Raw genomic sequence first — 20,214 nt, 5'->3', positions numbered from 1 at the left:
GGTAATCTCAACATGATTAATTAACGAAGTAGGCGTGGCGCTTGTCGTCCTTGATAAGCTAGTTTTGCTGTCCAAGTGCCCACAAAGTGATGCCACAACACAGCCAGGCGGAGCAAATCTTGTGGTAATTCCCATCTGGGCGATCGCTTAATCGGAGCGATAATCACGCGAGCGATCGTTGTCCAAGGATAAACGGCTAAACCAATTAAAAACTTGATGAAGTACTTTAGTGGTTGTGGAACTGGAGCCATTTGGGGATGACTTGCAGTTAGAAAAAACCAGCCATAGGCATCTCGTTCTAAAACGTAAGTAAAATCTTTCAGTTGTGTGCGGTAGGAGTGCTCCACGACTGCCTGACCTTCTTCGCAAATCTTTAGCGTATAGTGTCCTGATTGCACTACCCGCCAACTCATCTCAACATCTGGCCCAGAAAAATTTTCTTGATCAAACAGTCCGAGTTCATCGAAAACCGCTTTGCGATACATAACATTAGCCGTCACCACATAGGGCTGAATCCGAGCCGTTCCTCGGCTATGATTTGGGCTTTTGAAAACGCATCCTTCAAAGTAATTGACATAGTTGGTAATCGTGCGTGGTACTAAACTACCCCCGACAGCACCAACCTGGGCGTTATCAAATGCTTGCCAAAGTTCTAGTAACCAATTAGGACTGACAATGCAATCGGCATCGGTAAGGGCGATAAACTCTCCTTTAGCTTGGCGGATAGCTGTGTTGCGCGCTGCATAAGGACCAGGTACTGGCTCTTGCAGCACTGTAATTGGATAAGTGTGTAGAATACTCAAACTTTGATCGCTTGAATTGTTATCAACGCCCAAAATCTCTAAGCGATCGGGCGGCCAGTTGAGCGCCATCAGCGAATCCAGCAGGTTAGTAAGTTCTTGTTCCTCGTTATAAATCGGGACAACAACAGAAATTAAAGGCAGGTCAGTATTCATAGCGCTTTGGCAGAAATCAGAAGATTGCGGGGACGATGTAACCATTTGCGTGTCAGACGTTCAACAATAAATTCCGGAATTGCTCGGTAGCCTTGTTTGAGCGATTCCCAAGCCAGTTGCTTTTTACCTGAGCGGAAGTAAGCCCAAGCCACATCTACTTGGCGACGAGCGATCGCTAGATTGATTGCGGCCTTAGCGCTGGGATTGTCACTTTGAACGCCTTGTTTCATCACCAAGAGTTCATCGAGGGCAATCTGGAGATAATCGACGGTGAGACTACTCGGACGCTTGCGGTAAATGGTGAGAGCATCAGCAATAAAACTAACTTCCCATCCATCTTGAGCAATTTCTAACCAGAGTTGATAATCTTCACCTGTGCGAAACCGAGCATCAAAACCCCGTTTACCTTTGAGACAATCGGCACGAATTACAACTGTGCTGCTGGTTCCTGTCCAGTTACGGATGAGAAAATCTTGCCATTGCAGGGTAGATTTAGTCGGTGGTGCAAACCAAGGCATCAAGCGATCGCCTTCTGGACGATCATAGAAAACTTCAAACCAGTTGAAACTCAAGCCAATTTTGCCATTCGTCTGCATTCGCTCAAAATGAGCTTCAAGTTTGCGAGGATGCCATAGATCATCTGCATCTAAAAAGGCAATCAACTCTCCTTTTGCTAGTTGTAAGCCTGTATTGCGAGCCGCAGCAGGTCCTGCATTGCTTTGATAGACATAACGCAGCGACTGATGATGGGAGAACTTGTGTACTCGATCAACCGTATCGTCGGTTGAACCATCATCAACAACAATTACTTCAAAATCACCATAGCTTTGAGCAAAAACTGAAGCCAAAGACTGCTCAATATAAGCGCTGGCATTGTAAACCGGGATGATAATAGTAAAATTAGGCATGACTACAAAGACAAAGGCTGATAGGCTGGCTTTTGTAAAGGGCGAATCAAACGAGCAGGCACTCCACCTACCAAAGTGTAAGGCGCGACATCGGAAGTTACCACTGCACCTGCTGCAACTACGGCTCCGCGTCCAATTGTGACACCTTTAAGCACGATCGCTCTTGTCGCAATCCACACATCTTCTTCAATCCGAATCGGTTCCGCCGGGGAAGGACTATGCCGATCTTCTAATCCATGAAAGTCGCTGTCTAGAATCGATACGCCATTGGCAATTTGGACGCGATCGCCAATTATGACCTCAACTTTGGCTGAAATCGTGGTGCCGGTGTTGATAAAAACGTGATTGCCAATTTGCAACACACCATCAGCACCAACCTCCAGTTGACTACGATTCAAATGTGACCAGATACTGAAGTCATCACCAATGATTAGCTGTCCAGCATTTTGGATTAGGGGAATCCCCCAACATTTTGGCGCAGTACCAACCGAACTACAACCTCGCAATGCCCATCGAGTTACAAGCGTATTTTTTTGCTGACGAAGCCAAGTAAACATAGAATCTTATTGTTGCCTCAACCTGCTAGAAAATCAAAGCGAAAAAAGTCGCGGGTGCCAAATCTTTCTTTGAAAATGGCAATTCGCTCATCAAGGCGAATCTGGAAGATCCGATCGTTGTTGTAGTAGTTCAACTCCTTACTAGAAGCGATGTAGCGCTCCCAGTTCATATCCATATCCAGTGATAAATAGTGGATGAAATTATGTGGGTTAACATCCCTGGCAGATCGGCGTGTCTTCAACCGCAATTGTATTTGCTCCGGATCGCGATATTGATAGTGGCAATTAGGAATTTTATAAGAACACTTTTTAAGTTTTTTCTGTCCTTTCGGAGCCATATAGCCGTGGGGATTACCTGCATCGCTCTGTTCAGTCCACGTTAAATCTGCGTCGATCTTAAACAAGCGTTGCTCAATATTGGTAAAGCGGTAGTATCGGCGTCGCTGGGTAATTGGTGTTTCCCGCGACTCTAATCCTTTTTGATATCTTTGCCAATCTACTTCAGTAAAGTGGAAGTTGTATTGAATCGTATTAATTTGCTGGGCACCTTCTTGTTCTGCAATGCGAATTGCTTGACGTGGGTCTTTTGCCAGAAACTCATCAGCATCAAGAATATATAACCAGTCGCCGATCGTAAAGTTATCGCGCACTGCATTAAAAACTTGAGCGCGTAGACCATCAGAAAACGGGACACTTTCTTGTCGGAATGGAACAACTACGTTATTAGCAGCTTTTTGAACTTGCTGCCAGGTATCATCTATGCTTCCCGTATCAAAAACGTAGATTTTATGGCAGAAGTTGCTAGCAAACTGCAAAGTCTCAGCGATCACGTCGCCTTCGTTTTTAGCTAAACAGATAGCATGGATGCGTGTCATAATAAATGTTCTGTAACAGCCGTTCGATTATGTTCTAAAAGTAACGATGGAAATTAGCGAAAAAGCCTTCGGGGGAAAGCCACTCTAACCAGAGTTTCCGACATTCAATTTGAAGGTCTTGAAATTGTTGCGGTGTCAATCGAGCGTGAAACTCGCGGATGCGATCGCCTAGATAGGGCAAATCGGCTTCTTCAACCCATACGCAATAGCGCTTCCAATCAATATATTGCTCAAATGGTAGTTCGCAGTCAGTATTGATGAAGACCGGAATTCGACCACAACTAAGGGTCTCGTAGAAACGATAGGAAAAATTGCCGCCGCCTCTAGTACAGAGAATATAGTCACTGTTGAGCATGTTATCGACAAATTGCTCACGTTGAGGCAGAGTCAGTTTTTCGGTGTGATGAAGCACATCGTGAATTCTAAAGTTGCATTGCAAGCCTCGACTCTTAGAAAGAATGAACAATGCTTGCTCCCTAATCCGCGAACCATATAGCCAGGGTAAGTCGTGTTTTACAAGTTCAATTCCAAATTTCGATACAATGTCAGCTGCTTTCGGAGTTGCGCCAAGTTGCAAACGTAGCTGATTTATGATCGGATTCCTCGGCTGCACAAGTGAGCCATAACCGCAATAGCCCACAATTGGCTGACTAGACTTGCTCCGCAATGGTATTTTTCCCTGACAGTAGTTTTCTACAAAATCTTCACTCCAAGCGGGAATGACGAACTCGTTGTGCAGACGAGTTGAACGATTGATAGATGTGCGAAAGACTAAAGCATTGTCGAGTTTAACAGATGTGGTCGCATCGTCCAAGTAAAAAACAACGAGCGGAATACCTCGGCTCATTGTTTCTTGAGACATTTGTTGAACAATCTTTAAAGACTCAGGATGAGTGGTAAATTTTGACCAATCAAAAGGCAGCAGTGCTATTTGAGCGTTTTCTAGCTGAGTCAGCTTGAATAAATGAGAAGCAGCATCAATGTAGGTGTTGTAGCGACGGCTCATGGGATTCAATGAGACTTCATCGCTTTTGCCCCAAAAGGGATACAACATAGGAATATGTTGTATCCCTTCAGGCAAATAACATCGATCCGAGTAAATGTGCAATTGCTTTGCAACTACTACTTCTTGTTTTTCATATCTATTTATCATGTCCAAATTTGTTTAAAGTTTTTCAATTGCCTAGTGCTGGAAACACCAAAATACTTGTTTAGATAAGTTTAAATAACCAATAATTTTTGTTACACGAATTCTGTCATTCGACCTCCTTTTTTCAGCAAAAACGCAAAAAAATTGAAGGTTACGTTGGAGAAACTGAGATCAAAATGACCATCAAAGCTCACTCCTAAGCATCAAGATATGCTTAATTTATGATAAATTTTTCAACAATGAGGTTTTGTGAATCCAATTTCAACAAAGCTTGGTTTTCTCTCTCACTCTACTAGTTCCTAACATCTCTGCTAAACTAACTTTTTTATTTTAGTATTTGTGCAATCCAATTTAAATCATCTGCTATTTTTCAAATATTCAGCCATCTACCTTTAATCTGGTTATTTCTGCGAAACATCAACAGATATAACCTTTGATTAGGGTTTTTTCTGACTCACGAGTGCGAAACAACCTTAAATGAGCATCTATATTGTACGCAGCTTCGGGAATTAGAATCTAAGTATTCCTGGGTAGATATAATCTATACTGTTTATCTAGCTTTACATAATTTCGTGTTTACCCCGATTTAACTTATGAGCCTTGCTTTCCCATAATCTAACATCTCTGGTTAGGCGATACATGTATTTTACAGTATCTTTACTTAAGTAGTTAAAGATATTTATATTCCATCAGGTTAGTAGTTTTTATCACTTACTTAGGAATGAGGATTAAATAAAGTGCAAAACTGGTGACAGAGCATAGTAGATTGAATTCGTGGGTTTGGTGGGTGCAGTATTGTGATGAGAACTGGTTGACTTATTCCTTACTCTTAAACTATTAATTTATCTTGTCTTTTCAAAATATCGGAATATACTGCCATGTATGAATTGTTTGTAAAGTTATTCAATTAAGTCTTTTTACATAATATGATGTTGAATATTAGATTACTAATCAATATTTGCATCAGTAATAACACCAAAGTAAGTTAACCAAACAATGGAGAGCCTCTAAACAAGGGATAAAATTGTGAGTAATCGTGTTTTTGCTGTCAGGATAATATCAAGCAATTTCAGTTGATTTTGCGACTGATAAAACTATTAGTTTGCTTGAGATATTGAACAACCTCAACAAAAAGGCATTAGCTGCTGACAATTAACGCAAATATGTACGAGCCAAAAGTAGACTACAGCGCTACTGCCAGGAAAATACTGAGAAAAATCTGCTGTAATTAAATAGTGTTTTTTTCCAAAATTTATATATATTATGACAATGGAATTTCTCCCCAACTTTGAAGAAGTAAATATTCAGAAATACTTAGAACTTATTGATCCGGCTCTGACTGCCAAAATCGTCAATGAAGTTATCGACAGTGGGTGTAAAAAAGTAAATAGATTGTAGATGCCGATGGCGCGTAGCATCATCGTAATTTCTTCCTTAACCTTTGTTTATATAATCTTGCTTATTTATTTCCACCCATTTAATACTGTTAAATAGCCCATTCCAAGTTCTGTGGAGTAAAATCGAATGCAGCAAAGATGTGATCTCAACCGGAAACGTTCAAAACGACGCAAAATCAACTGCTCAATCGATGGTTCTTATTTAGATAGCGTTAGCCAAAAATATCTCTTATTTGCCGATCTCTCGGTTCAGCTTCAACAACGTGGAGTTAGTCGCAAGACTGCTTTATTGTTGCTATCGAAGAAGTCCACTGTCCCTCTGAAGGACGAGTGGTTAGAAGCTTTTTGGTGCAAAATATGTAATAAAACTCAATGGTATCATGTTCGCAAAACAGGAAAGCAGACGTATGATCTTTCGATCGCACAGCAAGAAATGTGGCAACAGGTACAGGGTGTAGTGAATCCAGATGGTAATCAGTCAGTTAGTGAGTTTACCCGACGGCAGTCGCGGACATTGGGAAGTTTAGCAATAAAAGACTTTAATTTCATTAAATAGTAAACCACAACTGCTCAAAAACTGCTTAGGCCAATCAGAAAAATACAAATGGCATATTCAAGGTATTGGATTGGATTAATTGGCATATTGATGGGAATTGTGGCCGGCTTTCTCATTGGAGTTAACCCTCTCTATGTCGGTCTAATTCTATTTGTTATTGCATTTATTATCTTCTTTTTCAAAAACTTTGAGCTGACTGTTATTGGGCTTTTAATTCTACGAAGTACGCTTGATCCTTTTTCAGATCAAGGACTGACTGGTGCATTTGCGATTGGAATTTCAGCCTTGACGCTAATCTATGTGATTGTTCGCCTTTTATCCAAACAGACTGTACATATCGACAGTTTCTGGTGCTTTTTCGCAGGATGGTTAGTCATTCAAGGAATATGGGTTGTTCTGCTTCCTTTAGATGGCTTAGGATTGGGTAGCGCATATTTGTCAGATGCGGTTCGTGAGTGGGTGCGAGTTTTGTCTTGGTTGATGTCTTACCTACTGACACTTCAGTTGAAAGAACGGTTGCATCCGGAGCAAATCGTTAACAGTCTCTTTCTCGCGCTGGTTATCCCACTCTCAACAGCCTTTCTGCAACTTGTCGTTCCTGGCCAGTTTCTGCCATCGTTTCTTGCGGTTAATCCTAATCAGCATGATTTTCGCATTAATGGAACATTAGGTTTAGCAAACACATTTGTAACCTTTTTAATTTTTTTCATCGGCTTAGTTTACTGGAAACTTAGCATTGCCCAAAAACGCCTTCCTTGGTTTATTTTGCTTGGTATACTCGTGTTTTATTTGGTGACTACTAAGGTATTAGTAGGCATTGCGATGCTGGTAGTTTTGATTGCTACACTGGTCATTCCTCGCCTAAATTTTGCCAAAATATTTGGAGGAATTTTATTGCTTGCTGTCATGGTTGGGTTATTTGCAAGTACCGATTACGGCAGAGAACGCCTAACTTCTATTACACAAACTCCATTGCTCAATCCAGATATTGATGTATCGCGTGCCGTCTTGCTTGCTGCGTCCGATGACAATAGCTTTAATTGGAGAATTGCTCAATGGAGTTCACTCGTCGGGCACTGGCAACATTTTCCCCTGCTTGGCTATGGACTCCAAACAACAAATGCTTTTGGACCTATGTTTGCTTGGGCACATAATGATTATGTTCGGGCACTAGTTGAGGAAGGAATTGTAGGTCTGGTTTTATTTCTTTTGTTTCTGGGAGTACAACTACTGCGACTGCTAAAAATTATTCGCTCTCCCTTGAGCGATCCTTCACAAAAACAGTTTTGTTCAGTTTTATTCGCTTTTCTTTTAGCAGCAATGGTTGGAATGCTGACCGAAAATATCTGGAGTCATACAGCACTTTTCTTCTACTGGTTTTCAATGTTAGCGATCGCTTCTTGGGATTGGAGCAAGTTTCCACTTAGGTCAGATTCAAGCACAGCATTACGTTCAGCGCACTCTCAGTAAGTAGGTGGTTACAATTAAATATAAGATAGAGAAAGTCTAAAAAACAGGTACTAAGCTGTTACGTATACAACTTGCATGATCAAGGGCGGGCAGGATGCCCACCCCACAATCATCTTGAAAAAATATTAGTGCAAATTAAAGGCGCTAGGACTTACGCATCCGTGAGAGGTTAAGGTAATTACCTGACGGGGCGACGAAATAGCCTAAAAAGCTTATGAGGTAAAGAATGCAGTAATTTATGGTAGAAAAAGATAGGTCTACTTTTGTCAAGAAGACCAATAAGATTGATAATTTTACCTAAATTCTACCAAACACATCTCAAAAGTCAACTGAGTACTGCCGAATATCTCTCGCTGCAAATTTTGATAACTGTGCTGCAATCGATTAAAAAAGTCAGTTTTATTGTCATCTGGAGAAGGATTTAAAGTTTAGTCAATTAATGAAGTACATATATAAAACCCAAAACCTTGTAGAGACGTAGCACTGCTACGTCTCTACGTTTATTCGATTAGAGCGCAGCTGTATTGACTCGCCGCAGTACATAGCTGCCACGAAATCTCTGTGCAGTTCCATTTGTGGCGATCGCAGTCACAGTAACCGGAATCTCAATGTAAATTGAGCCTGCACCTGGGTCTGGTATACCAGGTTTTCCAACCTATACAGCAACAGATGTGGTGTTAGCAAGCCCCTGCTTGAACTGCTCAAACGACTGCTTGCTAGCAGCGCCATTTCTCTCCCAAACCGAGTAAGCTTGTTTATAGTCAAGATGTGCGATCGCACTGTAATAGTCACCAATGACTTGAACTGCTCGTCTTTTCAGGCGATTTGGTATGAGCAGCATTTTTTGTGGTCGAGGCTGGTGCTGGGGTTGGACTAGACACAATGAGATTTGCAACCGATAAAGTATTCGCAGTAGGTTGTTGTGATTTGGCAGAGTTATTACAGTCTGCGATCGCTCAATACTTATGGCATAAATCTTCTGATAGAGACACCATAACAAGATGAAATTGTATTCTATTAACAATGTCATTTTGAGGAAAATGCCGATAAAAAAGTGGTTTTCTATAAAAAATTGAAATGTGGATTGGGCATTGGGGAATAGGGATTGGTGACTGGGAAGATTTGGATGCGGATTCAGACCCGAACCAAAACAATCAAGGAATTTATTGCTCAGTACCCAGCCCCCAATACTTCGGCTTCGCTCAGTACAAGTCCCCAGTCCGAGATCGTCTAGTATTCCCCAATTTTTCTACGAGACGCATTTATGAACAGGGCAGCAAGTTGGGCAATCGTGGGTGCGACCTGTTGAATTCTAGAGAATTACTCAATATTAATTATTACTCAACAAAAACAGAATGGAGTAAACAGATGAGGTTTGTCCTAAGACGCCGCAAGTTAGGTCAATTGATGATTATCAGCACAGTAACAGCGACGATCAGTAATTTTGTAGAGAAAACTGTAGCACAAACTCAAGCCAAAAAAACTATTCCCATATTGAAAACTTCGACACCTGAGACGATGCAAGTGACGTTGCAAGTGAACGGAACAGCACATAGTTTGCAGATTGAACCACGTGTTACTTTACTTGATGCGCTTCGGGAATACATCGGACTAATTGGGACTAAAAAAGGTTGCGATCATGGACAATGCGGTGCTTGCACAGTGCTGATTGATGGAAAACGGATTAATTCATGCCTGACATTTGCGATTATGCACACCGACGCAAAAATTGCAACTATTGAAGGGTTGGAACAAGGAAACAATCTGCACCCGATGCAAGCTGCGTTTCTGTCCCGCGATGCGTTTCAGTGTGGCTACTGCACACCAGGACAGATTTGCTCGGCGGTGGGTTTGGTGAACGAGGGACACGCTAAATCAGATGCCGACATTCGGGAACTAATGAGCGGCAATATCTGCCGTTGCGGTGCTTATCCAAATATCGTGGCTGCTGTCCGCGATGTCTTAGAGGGAAAAAAAGATGCAGCCGTTTAGCTATAAGAAAGCAGGACAAGCAGAAAATGCTGTGGCTTTGGTAGCTCCAGATGCCCAAGCTTCGTATATCGCTGGTGGTACTAGCCTCATCGATTTGATGAAGCTGAATGTGCAGACCCCAAGAGAGTTGGTTGACATTAACCCACTACCGCTAACCAAGATAGAAGTACAGGGTAACGGTGTGCGAATTGGAGCAATGGCAAGCAATAGCGATGTTGCTTATAATCCGATCATTCAAGAGCGTTATCCTGTGCTATCAGAGGCGTTGCTGTCTGGGGCATCACCGCAACTGCGAAATATGGCGACGGTGGGCGGAAATTTGCTGCAACGTACCCGGTGTTACTACTTCCGCGACACTTCGATGCCTTGTAACAAGCGCGTTCCCGGTTCAGGTTGTGCGGCAATTGAGGGCTACAACCGCATTCACGCGATTCTTGGCGGTAGCGATCGCTGTATTGCCACCCATCCTTCTGATATGGCGGTGGCAATGGTGGCACTTGATGCCGTTGTGCAAACACAGGGGCCCAAAGGAGAGCGCAGCATTCCCCTTGTAGATTTTCATCTCGTACCGGGTAATACACCAGAAAGAGAGACGGTTTTAGAACACGGAGAGTTAATTGTTGCTGTTGACTTACCTGCTTCAACCTTTGGGAAGCGATCGCACTATTTAAAAGTCCGCGATCGCGCCTCCTATGCTTTTGCAATGACATCGGTGGCGGCGGCATTAGATATTCAAAATGGCATCATTCGCTCGGCACGCATTGCCCTTGGTGGCGTAGGAACAAAGCCTTGGCGTGCCTTTGAAGCGGAAAAAGCACTTTTGAACAAGCCCGCAAACCAGAAAACATTTCAAGCAGCAGCATTGGCTGCGATCGCCGGAGCTAAACCTCAAAAATACAACGGCTTTAAAGTCGAACTGACTAAACGCACAATTGTGAAAGCGCTCTTCACGGTAGGAGGGATGGCATGAATACAGGGGACACAAATACAGTTGTCGGCAAACCGCTCAATCGAGTTGATGGATACCTGAAGGTAACTGGTGGCGCACGTTACGCGGCTGAGTTTCCGGTAGCAAAAATGACTTATGGCGTGACAATTCAAAGCACGATCGCCAAAGGGAAAATAGCCCAAATCGATACAAAGGCGGCGGAGCGAGTACCAGGTGTGTTAGCAGTTATTACCCACCTCAACGCGCCCAAAGCGTCTGGAGAAAAGGGCGGCGGTCGCAAGCTGCAAGTGTTGCAAGATAACGTTGTCTTGTATAGCGGTCAGCACATAGGTGTTGTAGTTGCTGATACCTTTGAACGAGCTATGTATGCTGCCTCACTGGTGCAAGTTCGTTATGACGAAGAGAAACCAACCATTAATATGCGGGAAAACCTCGCTAAGGCATACTTACCTAAAGGTAAAATCCCCAAAGAGGAGCCGCCCGATTCAGCGCACGGCAATGTCAGCCAGGGACTAGCGGCGGCGGCTGTCCGCGTCGAGCAAACTTATACGACACCGATCGAAAATCACAATCCGATGGAGCCTCATGCCACAACAGCAGTTTGGCAAGGCGATCAACTGCTGCTGTATGACGCAACTCAGGGAATCTTTCAGGTTCAACAAAAAGTTGCGGGGGCATTGGGAATCGATCCCAAGAATGTCCGCATTATGTCTTACTTTGTGGGCGGTGGCTTCGGTTGTAAAGGATCGGCTTGGTCGCACGTGCCACTAGCAGCGATGGCCGCAAAGCAAGTTAATCGCCCAGTAAAATTAGTTTTGGGACGGATACAGATGTATGGGCCTGTCGGCTTCCGACCAGAGACAATTCAACAAGTTTCTCTCGGTGCAACCCGCGAGGGCAAATTGACTGCACTCCGACACGCTGGCACTTCCCAAACTTCAACTTTTGATGAATTTATCGAACCTGTTGGTAAAAGCGCCCGCATGATTTACGCTTGCCCGCAGATCGAAACCAGTCACCGTCTGGTTCAGCTGGATCAGGGTACACCAACCTTTATGCGGGCACCAGGCGAAGCTTCTGGGTCGTTTGCCTTAGAATCGGCAATGGACGAACTAGCTTATGCGCTCAATATCGATCCCATCGAGTTACGTCTGCGTAACTATGCTGAAGTCGATCCTAGTAAAAAACTGCCTTGGTCAAGCAAGTCACTCAGAGAGTGTTACAAATTAGGGGCAGAAAAGTTTGGTTGGCAAAAGCGCAATCCCAAGCCCCGTTCGATGCGAGACGGCAATTATTTAATTGGTTGGGGGATGGCGACAGCTACTTATCCTACCAATCGTTCCCCGGCATCGGCGATCGCTCAGATTATGGCAGACGGTACAGCCGTTGTACAGAGTGGTTCGCAAGATATTGGCACAGGGACTTATACTGTAATGACTCAAGTTGCAGCTGAGGCACTCGGTCTACCAGTTGACAAAGTTCGCTTTGAACTAGGCGATACCAAGATGCCAGAAACCCCCGTTTCTGGTGGTTCGCAAACTGCCGCCAGTGTCAGTTCAGCCGTGCATTTAGCGGGAAATCAAGCTCGCAGTCAGCTTTTGCAACTAGCACTCGCCGATCAAAAATCACCCCTTTATAGTTCCAATCCTGAAGATGTGATTGCCCAAGATGGCAGCTTTTTGTTAAAAAATAAATCGTCTGTAAGCGAAACATATCAGGCTATCTTGGCACGGCATGGAATGAAAATGATCGAAGCCCGTGCAGATGCCAAGTTGGGAGACGAACAAAAAAAGTTCTCAATGCACGCATTTGGGGCACAGTTTGCCGAAGTTCGCGTTGAGCCTGATTTGGGTGAAGTGCGAGTATCGCGTTGGGTGGGAACTTTTGGTGTTGGACGCATCCTCAATGCTAAAACAGCCAACAGTCAGCTGATTGGTGGGATTATTTATGGCATTGGTATGGCGTTAATGGAACATACGGTAATAGACCCGAATCTAGGACGCGTTGTTAATCATGATTTAGCTGAGTATCACGTACCAGTAAATGCAGACGTTCCCGATATTCAGGTGTTGTTTGTCGATGAACACGATCCACATATCAACCCGCTTGGTGTTAAGGGAGTTGGTGAAATTGGGATTACCGGCACTGCGGCAGCGATCGCTAACGCTGTTTATCATGCCACAGGTAAGCGCGTCCGTGATTTGCCAATTACATTAGATAAATTGCTGTAGATATTGCAACGCCAAATACTGCAAATGCCTACGCGTAGCCAGCCGTAGGCATCGCTAATTTTCAAACTCAATTAAGTTGATTAACTTGCGATCGCTTCCAGCAGGCGGTTACGCCATCGCAACTTGCTTTTTACGCGAAGGACGTTTGCGGTCTGATTTTTTCTTCAGTCCTACTGCTTGAGCTTGATCGCTATCTGAGCCATATTGCCCGCGTACAACTTCTTTCATCGCTAATACAGCATTATGAAATTCCCACTCTGCTAATCGGGCAGCATCAGCAGCCGCACGGTATAAAGCTAGTTTCTCGGTTTCGGTTTGCTGAGAAATCAACATCGCCTGATAAACTTCCTGTAAGTTTGCAGCTGAGGCATCAGCACGAGTTGTATTGTAGTTGCTGACGGTTTGTAAACCGTGGAATGAGTCAATATCTTGACTAATGGCTTGAGGACGCAAACGGTTTGTTGTATTTTGGGGAGGCATACATACATACTTAGTAAATTGTACATTTAATGTACCCATTACAACAAAAAAAGTTATCAGTAAGATGAGATTTTCAGATAGGGCAAGGTTACAAAGGATAGTTTAAGATAACAGGTCAATGTATTGGCATAACAGGTCGATGTATTGACATAACAGGTCGATGTATTGGCATAACAGACCGATGTATTAACATAACAGGTCGATGCATTGGCATAACAGACCGATGTATTGGCATAACAGACCAATGTATTGGCATAACAGACCGATGCAATTACAAAACCGTAAGACGACACTAATTAGCAAGTAGCGCGATCGCAATGGCGATCGCTGTTTGAGGTTACAATTGATGGGCGATCGCTATTCCCCTGCTTGTTCTTTGAGCAAATTGACCAAATTATCGGATAACCACAAACCAGCGTCACGCAAAGCTTGAATTCCAGGAGATATGCTTGGGATTATTCCAGGTTTTTTTGCTAATATCAGCAAACCTCCTGTTCCGATAGTAGTAATACCTAAAGCTTGACCACAACGCCGTGCTGCCCTATCGTCAACAATAGCGGCACAGTCTGAAGTTTTTAGTGCCAAACTCAATACTTGTGATTCTCCGTTCCCTAAATCCCAAGCTGCTACAACAGGAGCAATAGTATTAACTTCTACTATTTGTGTCCAAGAAATACTGGGTAATTATGTTGATGCAACATCATCTTTTGTTGTGACTTCTTCAAAAACACCTAATGGAACTAAAACTTCTGTGAATAATTGTGGAATTAAATTTGCTTGTTGACTTTTCAACAGAACAATCAAAGGTGAAGAGTTAATAATTACACGATTAATCGACATTTGCCAGTTCCTGAGCTAACTCTTGGGCAGTATATTGCATAAAATCTACTTGGTAGCGTGATAAGGCATTAATAAATTCAGCACGAGTTAGTCCAGCAATCTCTGCTGCTTTGGCTTGTGAAATGTCACCTAATTCATACCATTTAACTGCTGCTGCAATTCGCATTTCTTGGATAAATTCTTCAGGATTTTTACGAAGTGCTGAAAATACTGTTTCTGGTAATTGAATTGGTACTGTTCGCATAAATTTATCCTCAGTTTATTAGAGAGCATTCCTCTGTTTAGAGTCAAGAGCGCTAAGATTGAACCTTTGAACCTCAAATTTGGTGTTTGGAACTTGAAATGGGTAAGCGATGTCTACAACGGGCTACGCCTACGCTCTATTTTTCACTGTACTTTAGATATCAGGGAGCGATCACCTTTTCAAGTTACAATTGATGGCGATCGCTGCTAAAATTTAAACTACAACTGTTGTGTAGCATCAATTTGGTGTGATTTTGTGAGAAGGGTGCAGATCAGTTAGCGATATGCTTCTCTTAAAAAGATTGCATAATTTTTCCGAACCCCCCTTAATCCCCCCTTATAAAGGGGGGAAACAATAAAATCCGGTTCCCTCCCCTTGATAAGGGGAGGGTTAGGGTGGGGTAAAAAAATATTTGATACCGAGAAGAGGACTTTTCAAACATCCTCTTAGAGGCTGTTTTCCTCCTGCCCTTTCACTCCTATCTTTCTTGATAAAGTTTTAAATTGGGCAAGCTTAAACAAAAGGTAAGCATTCATAATGCATTGACTTGCATTGTGAATACATCGACTTGCATTGTGAATGCATCTTGCGGAGTATGTTTCAAAACACACTTTAGTTAGATTCTCTGAGCCAAATTGCCATGATACTATTTGGCTCATTCCTGTTGTTGCTTGTAGGAGACAATTATGGAAATCAGTAGACGCAGCTTGTTAAAAACTGCTTCTGCTTTTTGGAAGTAAAACACTATGTGAGAACATCATGAGCAAACGCATTGCATATTTAGGACTTGGCATCATGGGCAGTGGTATGGCAACCAACTTGCTCAAAGCTGGTTACGATCTGCGGGTTTGGAATCGCAGCCCAGAGCCTTGTAAGCCTCTAGTCGAACAAGGTGCAACCCAAGCACAAACACCTGCACAAGCTGTAGAAAATGCCGAGGTGATTATGTACTCGCTAGCCAATGATAATGCTGTTGAAGAAGTTGTCTTTGGGCAAGATGGCATTTTATCAAAGGTGCAATCGGGACAAATTGCCATCGACATGAGTACAGTTCATCCTGACACCTCCCGCAAAGAAGCCGCAGCTTATGCCCAAAAGCACGTTGAATTTCTTGATGCCCCTGTTTTCGGCAGTAAAAACGAATCTGCAAATGGGGGATTGTGGATTGTGGTTGGTGGCAAGCGGGAGGTATTTGAGCAAGTCAAACCACTTTTAGAGCCGTTAAGCGAAACGATCCATTACCTGGGTGACACTGGCAAAGGCGCATCAATGAAACTCATTGGTAACTCCATTGTGGCAACCCAAATTGAAGCTTTAGGGGAAGCGCTGATTTTGGCAACCAAAGCCGGACTAAATCCACAAGACGTTCTTGATGTCCTGCATGTGGTAGATTTTCGCTCTCCGATTTTTGACGGTATGGGCAAGATGCTGTTGAATCGAGACTTTACACCGAGTTTTGCTTTAAAGCATCTGCTGAAAGATGCCAATTTAATCGCTCGATTTGCCCAAGATTTAAATTCTCCCACGCCTGCTGCGGCAGTTGTCAGAGAAACAATAAAGACAGCAGTTAATCAAGGATGGGGAGAAGAAAATGCCTCGGCATTAATCAAAGCTTTGGAGTTAGAAGCAGGAGTAACCATTAAATCATAACTGTTTGTTTGTAGCTTACTTAACTGTGCTGATGGCGCTTGTTTTTTATTTTACCTTGCAACATACAACTCTACTTAAGGAAAGCATTGATTATGTCCAAGTTCAAAATATATTCTACTGGGATAGTAGCGATCGCCTTATCTCTGGCGACTGGTTGCACACCAACTACTCCCCATGACCAAAATACATCGGAAGTTCCACCTGCTACAACTCAACCTGTGCAAGCAACTGAGAGTCCATCATCAACTGCATCACCAACTGCATCCCCAACTGGATCAGGGCAAAATAACCTCAGTTCTTCAGACAGACAATTCATCAGATCAGCCGCTCAAGATGGTTTAGCAGAAGTTGAACTAGGACAACTAGCATCACAAAAGGGAGCTAGAGAGGCGGTAAAACAGTTTGGACAGCGCATGGTTCAAGATCACACCGTGGTGAACAATCAACTCAAACAGTTGGCAACTCAAAAAGGTGTGACGCTGCCAACTACTATCGGCAGAACAAATCAGCAAGTCCAGCAACGCTTATCCAAAGCTTCTGGTGCTAACTTCGATCGCCAATATATAAATGTGATGCTTCAAGCTCATAAAAAAGATATCTCCGCATTTCAGAATGAAGCTCAACAGGGAAAAGATTCAGATGTAAAAGCATTTGCGGCTCAAGCGCTACCAACCCTCCAAGATCACCTGCAACACGCTCAGTCTATTGTTAATCCTGGAAGCTCAACTAGCAGCCCAACTTCAACCAGTACCCCGACTTCAACCAGTACCCCGACTCCAACCAGTACCCCGTAAGGCATACTGTTCAGTTGACTGGAGGCTGGGAACACATTCTGGGGGGGCTGGCGTTTCTTCTTTGTTGACAAGAGGTAGAACCTCTCGGAATACATTCCCAGCCTGGAGGCTGGGAACGAGGTGCTTGCAGGTTGATGCATTGGCATTGCAGGGTATCGCCAAATTTAATTTGCAAGGAATTGCTGTACTTAAGTCCAAAATTTGATCATTTCATCATTAAAAAATCACGATGCCTGAATTGTTTAAAGGAGAATTTTCTCGTCGTCAGATTCTGACTACTGCGGGATTAGGAGCCATTTCAGCCGCCGCAATTGGTAGTATGGGCGAAGAAGTTGTTGCTCAACAACCAACTGGGCAAGCCATCCCACGTGGAGGCCAGTTGCCGCCTCAGATTCAGTTTCCGCCCATCTCGCAAAACACCGAAGTTGAGACAGGAGGGCCACCAACTGCATTACCCCCAGAACGACGGTTGGGATTTGCGATCGTCGGACTTGGCAGACTGGCATTAGAAGAAATCATGCCTGCTTTTGCAGAATGTAAATTAGCAAAGCCAACTGCATTAGTTAGTGGCGATGCTGGCAAAGCAAATCAAGTTGCACAGCAGTATGGCATCAAACCGGAGAACGTTTACAACTATCAGAATTACGATAATCTCCGCAACAATTCAGACGTTGATGTAATCTATATTGTATTACCTAACAGTATGCACCGGGAATATACGGTGCGTGGTGCGAAAGCAGGAAAGCACATTCTTTGTGAGAAGCCGATGGCAACCACAGTAGAAGATTGTCAGCAGATGATCGACGCGTGTAAACAAGCCGATCGCAAGCTGATGATTGCTTATCGCTGCCAATACGAACCGCACCATCGCGCCATGATTCAAATGATCCGCAGCAAAGAATTGGGAACTGTGAAGGTAATTCAGGCAGATAACGGGCAAAACCAAGGCGGTGACTTAAACCAGTGGCGATTGAAACGCGCTTTAGCTGGAGGTGGCTCTTTACCAGATGTGGGAATTTATTGCTTGAATGCAACTCGCTATTTGACGGGAGAGGAACCCATCGCAATTAGTGCCCAAATCTTCACCACTCCTGGCGATCCGCGCTTCAAAGAAGTAGAAGAAAGTGTCACCTTCCAGCTGCGGTTTCCCAGTGGGATATTAGGCATTTGCTCCACTAGCTACGGCTTTCACGAAGGGCGGCGGTTTCGCATTTTCGGCTCTGATGCTTGGGCACAACTCGATCCGGCGTTCTCCTACAACGGTTTGCGGATGATGGTTTCGCGTAAATCGCCAACCAATAGCATGGCAGAAAACATCAGCGAAGTGCGGATAGGTGAGAAAAATCAGTTTGCTTTAGAAATCGATCATTTTGCAGATTGTGTGATTCAGAATAAGCAACCCCATACCCCTGGGGAAGAAGGTTTGCAAGACCAAAAACTGATCGCGTTGATTTACGAAGCCGCACAAACAGGCAAAACGATCGCTCTACCTCGTGTGTCAGGATTGGATGTCACTCGTGGCTCTGCTCCCAGAATGGTGAAGTAAATATGTGCATACCGCAGTCATGACAACCTCTGCTTGGAGTCCGCTCCGTAAATCTTTGTTTCGCGATCGCTGGATTGCCTCAATTGTCTCCAACATTGGCGGTTGGATGGAGGACACGGCGGGAGCTTGGTTAATGACTTCTCTCACCACCTCTCCCCTATTGGTGGCACTCATGCAAACAGCCGCAACTTTACCGGTGCTGCTGTTAGGATTACCAGCAGGTGCAACAGCAGATATTTTTGATCGCCGTCGGTTACTAATATTTTGGCAAGTTTGGATGCTGATTGCTGCACTCATGTTGAGTGGATTAATTTTTGCAGGTAGAATTACACCGTGGTCACTATTGGCGCTGACGTTTTTCCTTAACTTGGGAGCGGCAATGAATGGCCCAGCTTGGCAAGCCATTGTCCCAGAATTAGTACCGCGATCGGAACTGATGGCCGCCATTGCTTTAAATAGTGCTGGGTTTAATATTGCAAGAGCCGTTGGGCCTGCGATCGCAGGTTTTATATTAGTGGCAGCCAATGCGGGAGTCGTCTTTTTGATTAATGCCCTCTCTTTTATTGGGGTAATTATCATCCTTTATCGTTGGCAACGCAAACCATTTTACGAAAGTGCCCTCCCCGCAGAGCGAGTATTAGGTTCTATGCGGGCTGGTATACGCTATGTCCGTTTCTCTTCAGCCCTGCAAGCCGTGTTAATTCGAGGGGGTGTTTTAACTAGTTGTACCAGTGCTTTGTTTGCATTGTTGCCTTTAGTGGCACAGCAGGATTTGCGACAAGGAGCAGGTGGCTATGGTTTATTACTCGGTAGTTTTGGATTTGGGGCGATTATCGGGGCGATTTTGATGCCACAAGTGCGTCAACATCTTACAGCCGATGGAGTTGTGATTATAGCAACTCTGGTGTTTGCGATCGCTATATTAATTCTGGCATTCCTTCACAACGTACCTTTGGTGTTGCTAGCTTTGGTGGCGGCTGGAATTGCCTGGACAAGTATGACATCCAGCTTGAATATTACAGTTCAGCTTGCTGTTCCGGCTTGGGTACAGGCGCGGGCGCTAGGAACTTATCAAATGGTATTTCAAGGAGGTTCAGCAATTGGTAGTATTATTTGGGGTGCGGCGGCAGAACATTGGGGAACGCCGAGTGCCTTATTCGTTGCTGCCATCGGCTTAGTCGGGGGAACATTCACAGCGCAGCGTTACCCGTTGCTATCAGGAAAACTTGATTTAGCTCCGGCATTACGGCGGGCAGAACCGCTAGTAGTAATTGAATTGCAACCAGAAGAAGGGCCAGTTTTAGTCACACTTGAATATTGTATTGACCCAGAGCAAGCAGAAGAATTTATAGCAGCAATTCATGTTCTGCGAGTGGTGCGACTACGAGATGGTGCAATTCGCTGGGGCATCTTTCATGATACATCTCAGCCGAATCGCTATTTAGAGACATTTATCGTCGAGTCTTGGGTGGATCATTTACGTCAGTATGAACGGTTTACAGTGGCAGATCGAGAGATTCGTGAAAAGGTTTTTGCCTTTCATCAAGGCGATGAACCCCCAGTTATTTCTCACATGATTTATGCTCACCAATCCTAATACCAATTATGTATGAAGATGC

Annotated in this window: 21 protein-coding genes; 11 read left to right on the top strand and 10 right to left on the bottom strand. The window is 43.9% G+C overall.

The annotated features are described in order from the left end of the window. Positions 1-20: 20 nt before the first annotated feature. The 5 genes from V7K50_RS24035 to V7K50_RS24015 are packed head-to-tail and all read right to left on the bottom strand — an operon-like array spanning position 21 to position 4,350. The gene (locus V7K50_RS24035; RefSeq protein WP_334964447.1) at positions 21-956 is read right to left on the bottom strand and encodes a glycosyltransferase; all 936 of its coding nucleotides are present in this window, start codon (positions 954-956) and stop codon (positions 21-23) included. Further along, the gene (locus tag V7K50_RS24030) at positions 953-1,864 is read right to left on the bottom strand and encodes a glycosyltransferase family 2 protein (protein WP_334964445.1); all 912 of its coding nucleotides are present in this window, start codon (positions 1,862-1,864) and stop codon (positions 953-955) included. The genes V7K50_RS24035 and V7K50_RS24030 overlap by 4 nt, the downstream gene beginning before the upstream one ends. Before the next feature lie 2 nt (positions 1,865-1,866). Continuing rightward, complete coding sequence (locus V7K50_RS24025) at positions 1,867-2,421, bottom strand: acyltransferase (RefSeq protein ID WP_334964443.1); 555 nt, start codon at positions 2,419-2,421, stop codon at positions 1,867-1,869. 17 nt (positions 2,422-2,438) lie between these two features. Further along, positions 2,439-3,296 (bottom strand): glycosyltransferase family 2 protein, encoded by an 858-nt coding sequence (locus tag V7K50_RS24020; protein ID WP_334964441.1) that lies wholly within the window; start codon positions 3,294-3,296, stop codon positions 2,439-2,441. A gap of 34 nt (positions 3,297-3,330) precedes the next feature. Beyond that, entirely contained in the window at positions 3,331-4,350 is a 1,020-nt protein-coding gene (locus V7K50_RS24015; protein ID WP_334964439.1) for an exostosin domain-containing protein, read from the bottom strand. A gap of 1,359 nt (positions 4,351-5,709) precedes the next feature. On the opposite strand from V7K50_RS24015, the gene V7K50_RS24010 reads away from it, so the two are divergent. From V7K50_RS24010 to V7K50_RS24000, 3 genes are all read left to right on the top strand, one after another. Continuing rightward, positions 5,710-5,844, top strand: a complete 135-nt coding sequence (locus V7K50_RS24010) for a hypothetical protein (RefSeq protein WP_334964437.1) — start codon at positions 5,710-5,712, stop codon at positions 5,842-5,844. A 126-nt stretch (positions 5,845-5,970) separates the two neighbouring features. After that, a complete protein-coding gene (locus V7K50_RS24005; protein ID WP_334964435.1) occupies positions 5,971-6,399 on the top strand; it encodes a hypothetical protein in 429 nt (142 codons plus the stop codon). A gap of 48 nt (positions 6,400-6,447) precedes the next feature. Continuing rightward, a complete protein-coding gene (locus tag V7K50_RS24000) occupies positions 6,448-7,869 on the top strand; it encodes an O-antigen ligase family protein (RefSeq protein ID WP_334964433.1) in 1,422 nt (473 codons plus the stop codon). A 655-nt stretch (positions 7,870-8,524) separates the two neighbouring features. Here the strand turns inward: V7K50_RS24000 and V7K50_RS23995 are convergent. Next, the gene (locus tag V7K50_RS23995) at positions 8,525-8,899 is read right to left on the bottom strand and encodes a hypothetical protein (protein WP_334964431.1); all 375 of its coding nucleotides are present in this window, start codon (positions 8,897-8,899) and stop codon (positions 8,525-8,527) included. A 47-nt stretch (positions 8,900-8,946) separates the two neighbouring features. Here V7K50_RS23995 and V7K50_RS23990 point away from each other — a divergent pair, with 47 nt between their 5' ends. Genes V7K50_RS23990 through V7K50_RS23980 form a run of 3 tightly spaced genes read left to right on the top strand, consistent with a single transcriptional unit; the run spans position 8,947 to position 13,041 of the window. Then, positions 8,947-9,861 carry a (2Fe-2S)-binding protein gene (locus tag V7K50_RS23990; RefSeq protein WP_442944659.1) on the top strand — a complete coding sequence of 305 codons (915 nt, stop codon included), beginning with the start codon at positions 8,947-8,949 and terminating at the stop codon, positions 9,859-9,861. After that, positions 9,848-10,831: an FAD binding domain-containing protein gene (locus tag V7K50_RS23985; RefSeq protein ID WP_334964429.1), complete on the top strand. Its 984-nt coding sequence runs from the start codon at positions 9,848-9,850 to the stop codon at positions 10,829-10,831. Before V7K50_RS23990 ends, V7K50_RS23985 begins: the two co-directional genes overlap by 14 nt. Beyond that, positions 10,828-13,041 carry a xanthine dehydrogenase family protein molybdopterin-binding subunit gene (locus V7K50_RS23980; RefSeq protein ID WP_334964427.1) on the top strand — a complete coding sequence of 738 codons (2,214 nt, stop codon included), beginning with the start codon at positions 10,828-10,830 and terminating at the stop codon, positions 13,039-13,041. The genes V7K50_RS23985 and V7K50_RS23980 overlap by 4 nt, the downstream gene beginning before the upstream one ends. 108 nt (positions 13,042-13,149) lie before the next feature. On the opposite strand, the gene V7K50_RS23975 is transcribed toward V7K50_RS23980, so the two are convergent. The 4 genes from V7K50_RS23975 to V7K50_RS23960 all read right to left on the bottom strand — a co-directional run bounded on the left by V7K50_RS23975 (position 13,150) and on the right by V7K50_RS23960 (position 14,605). Beyond that, positions 13,150-13,521, bottom strand: coding sequence for a hypothetical protein (locus tag V7K50_RS23975; RefSeq protein WP_334964425.1), 372 nt, complete (start codon positions 13,519-13,521; stop codon positions 13,150-13,152). 357 nt (positions 13,522-13,878) lie between these two features. Continuing rightward, entirely contained in the window at positions 13,879-14,112 is a 234-nt protein-coding gene (locus V7K50_RS23970; RefSeq protein ID WP_334964423.1) for a DUF3368 domain-containing protein, read from the bottom strand. A 93-nt stretch (positions 14,113-14,205) separates the two neighbouring features. Then, entirely contained in the window at positions 14,206-14,361 is a 156-nt protein-coding gene (locus V7K50_RS23965; protein WP_334964421.1) for a hypothetical protein, read from the bottom strand. Beyond that, entirely contained in the window at positions 14,351-14,605 is a 255-nt protein-coding gene (locus V7K50_RS23960) for a UPF0175 family protein (RefSeq protein WP_193200542.1), read from the bottom strand. Before V7K50_RS23960 ends, V7K50_RS23965 begins: the two co-directional genes overlap by 11 nt. 66 nt (positions 14,606-14,671) lie before the next feature. Between V7K50_RS23960 and V7K50_RS23955 the strand changes: the two genes are divergently transcribed. The 5 genes from V7K50_RS23955 to V7K50_RS23935 all read left to right on the top strand — a co-directional run bounded on the left by V7K50_RS23955 (position 14,672) and on the right by V7K50_RS23935 (position 20,192). Next, positions 14,672-14,815, top strand: coding sequence for a hypothetical protein (locus V7K50_RS23955; RefSeq protein WP_334964415.1), 144 nt, complete (start codon positions 14,672-14,674; stop codon positions 14,813-14,815). Positions 14,816-15,364: 549 nt separating this feature from the next. Beyond that, a complete protein-coding gene (locus tag V7K50_RS23950; RefSeq protein WP_334964413.1) occupies positions 15,365-16,255 on the top strand; it encodes an NAD(P)-dependent oxidoreductase in 891 nt (296 codons plus the stop codon). 92 nt (positions 16,256-16,347) lie between these two features. Beyond that, positions 16,348-17,049: a DUF4142 domain-containing protein gene (locus V7K50_RS23945; RefSeq protein ID WP_334964412.1), complete on the top strand. Its 702-nt coding sequence runs from the start codon at positions 16,348-16,350 to the stop codon at positions 17,047-17,049. Between the two features lie 229 nt (positions 17,050-17,278). Further along, positions 17,279-18,595 (top strand): Gfo/Idh/MocA family protein, encoded by a 1,317-nt coding sequence (locus tag V7K50_RS23940; RefSeq protein ID WP_334964410.1) that lies wholly within the window; start codon positions 17,279-17,281, stop codon positions 18,593-18,595. Between the two features lie 4 nt (positions 18,596-18,599). Further along, positions 18,600-20,192, top strand: a complete 1,593-nt coding sequence (locus tag V7K50_RS23935) for an MFS transporter (protein ID WP_334964408.1) — start codon at positions 18,600-18,602, stop codon at positions 20,190-20,192. Positions 20,193-20,214 lie beyond the last annotated feature (22 nt).

Source organism: Nostoc sp., from assembly GCF_036917135.1.
Taxonomy (GTDB): Bacteria; Cyanobacteriota; Cyanobacteriia; order Cyanobacteriales; family Nostocaceae; genus Nostoc.
Note: the sequence above shows the minus strand (reverse complement) of the source record. Positions and strands in the feature narration are given on the sequence as shown.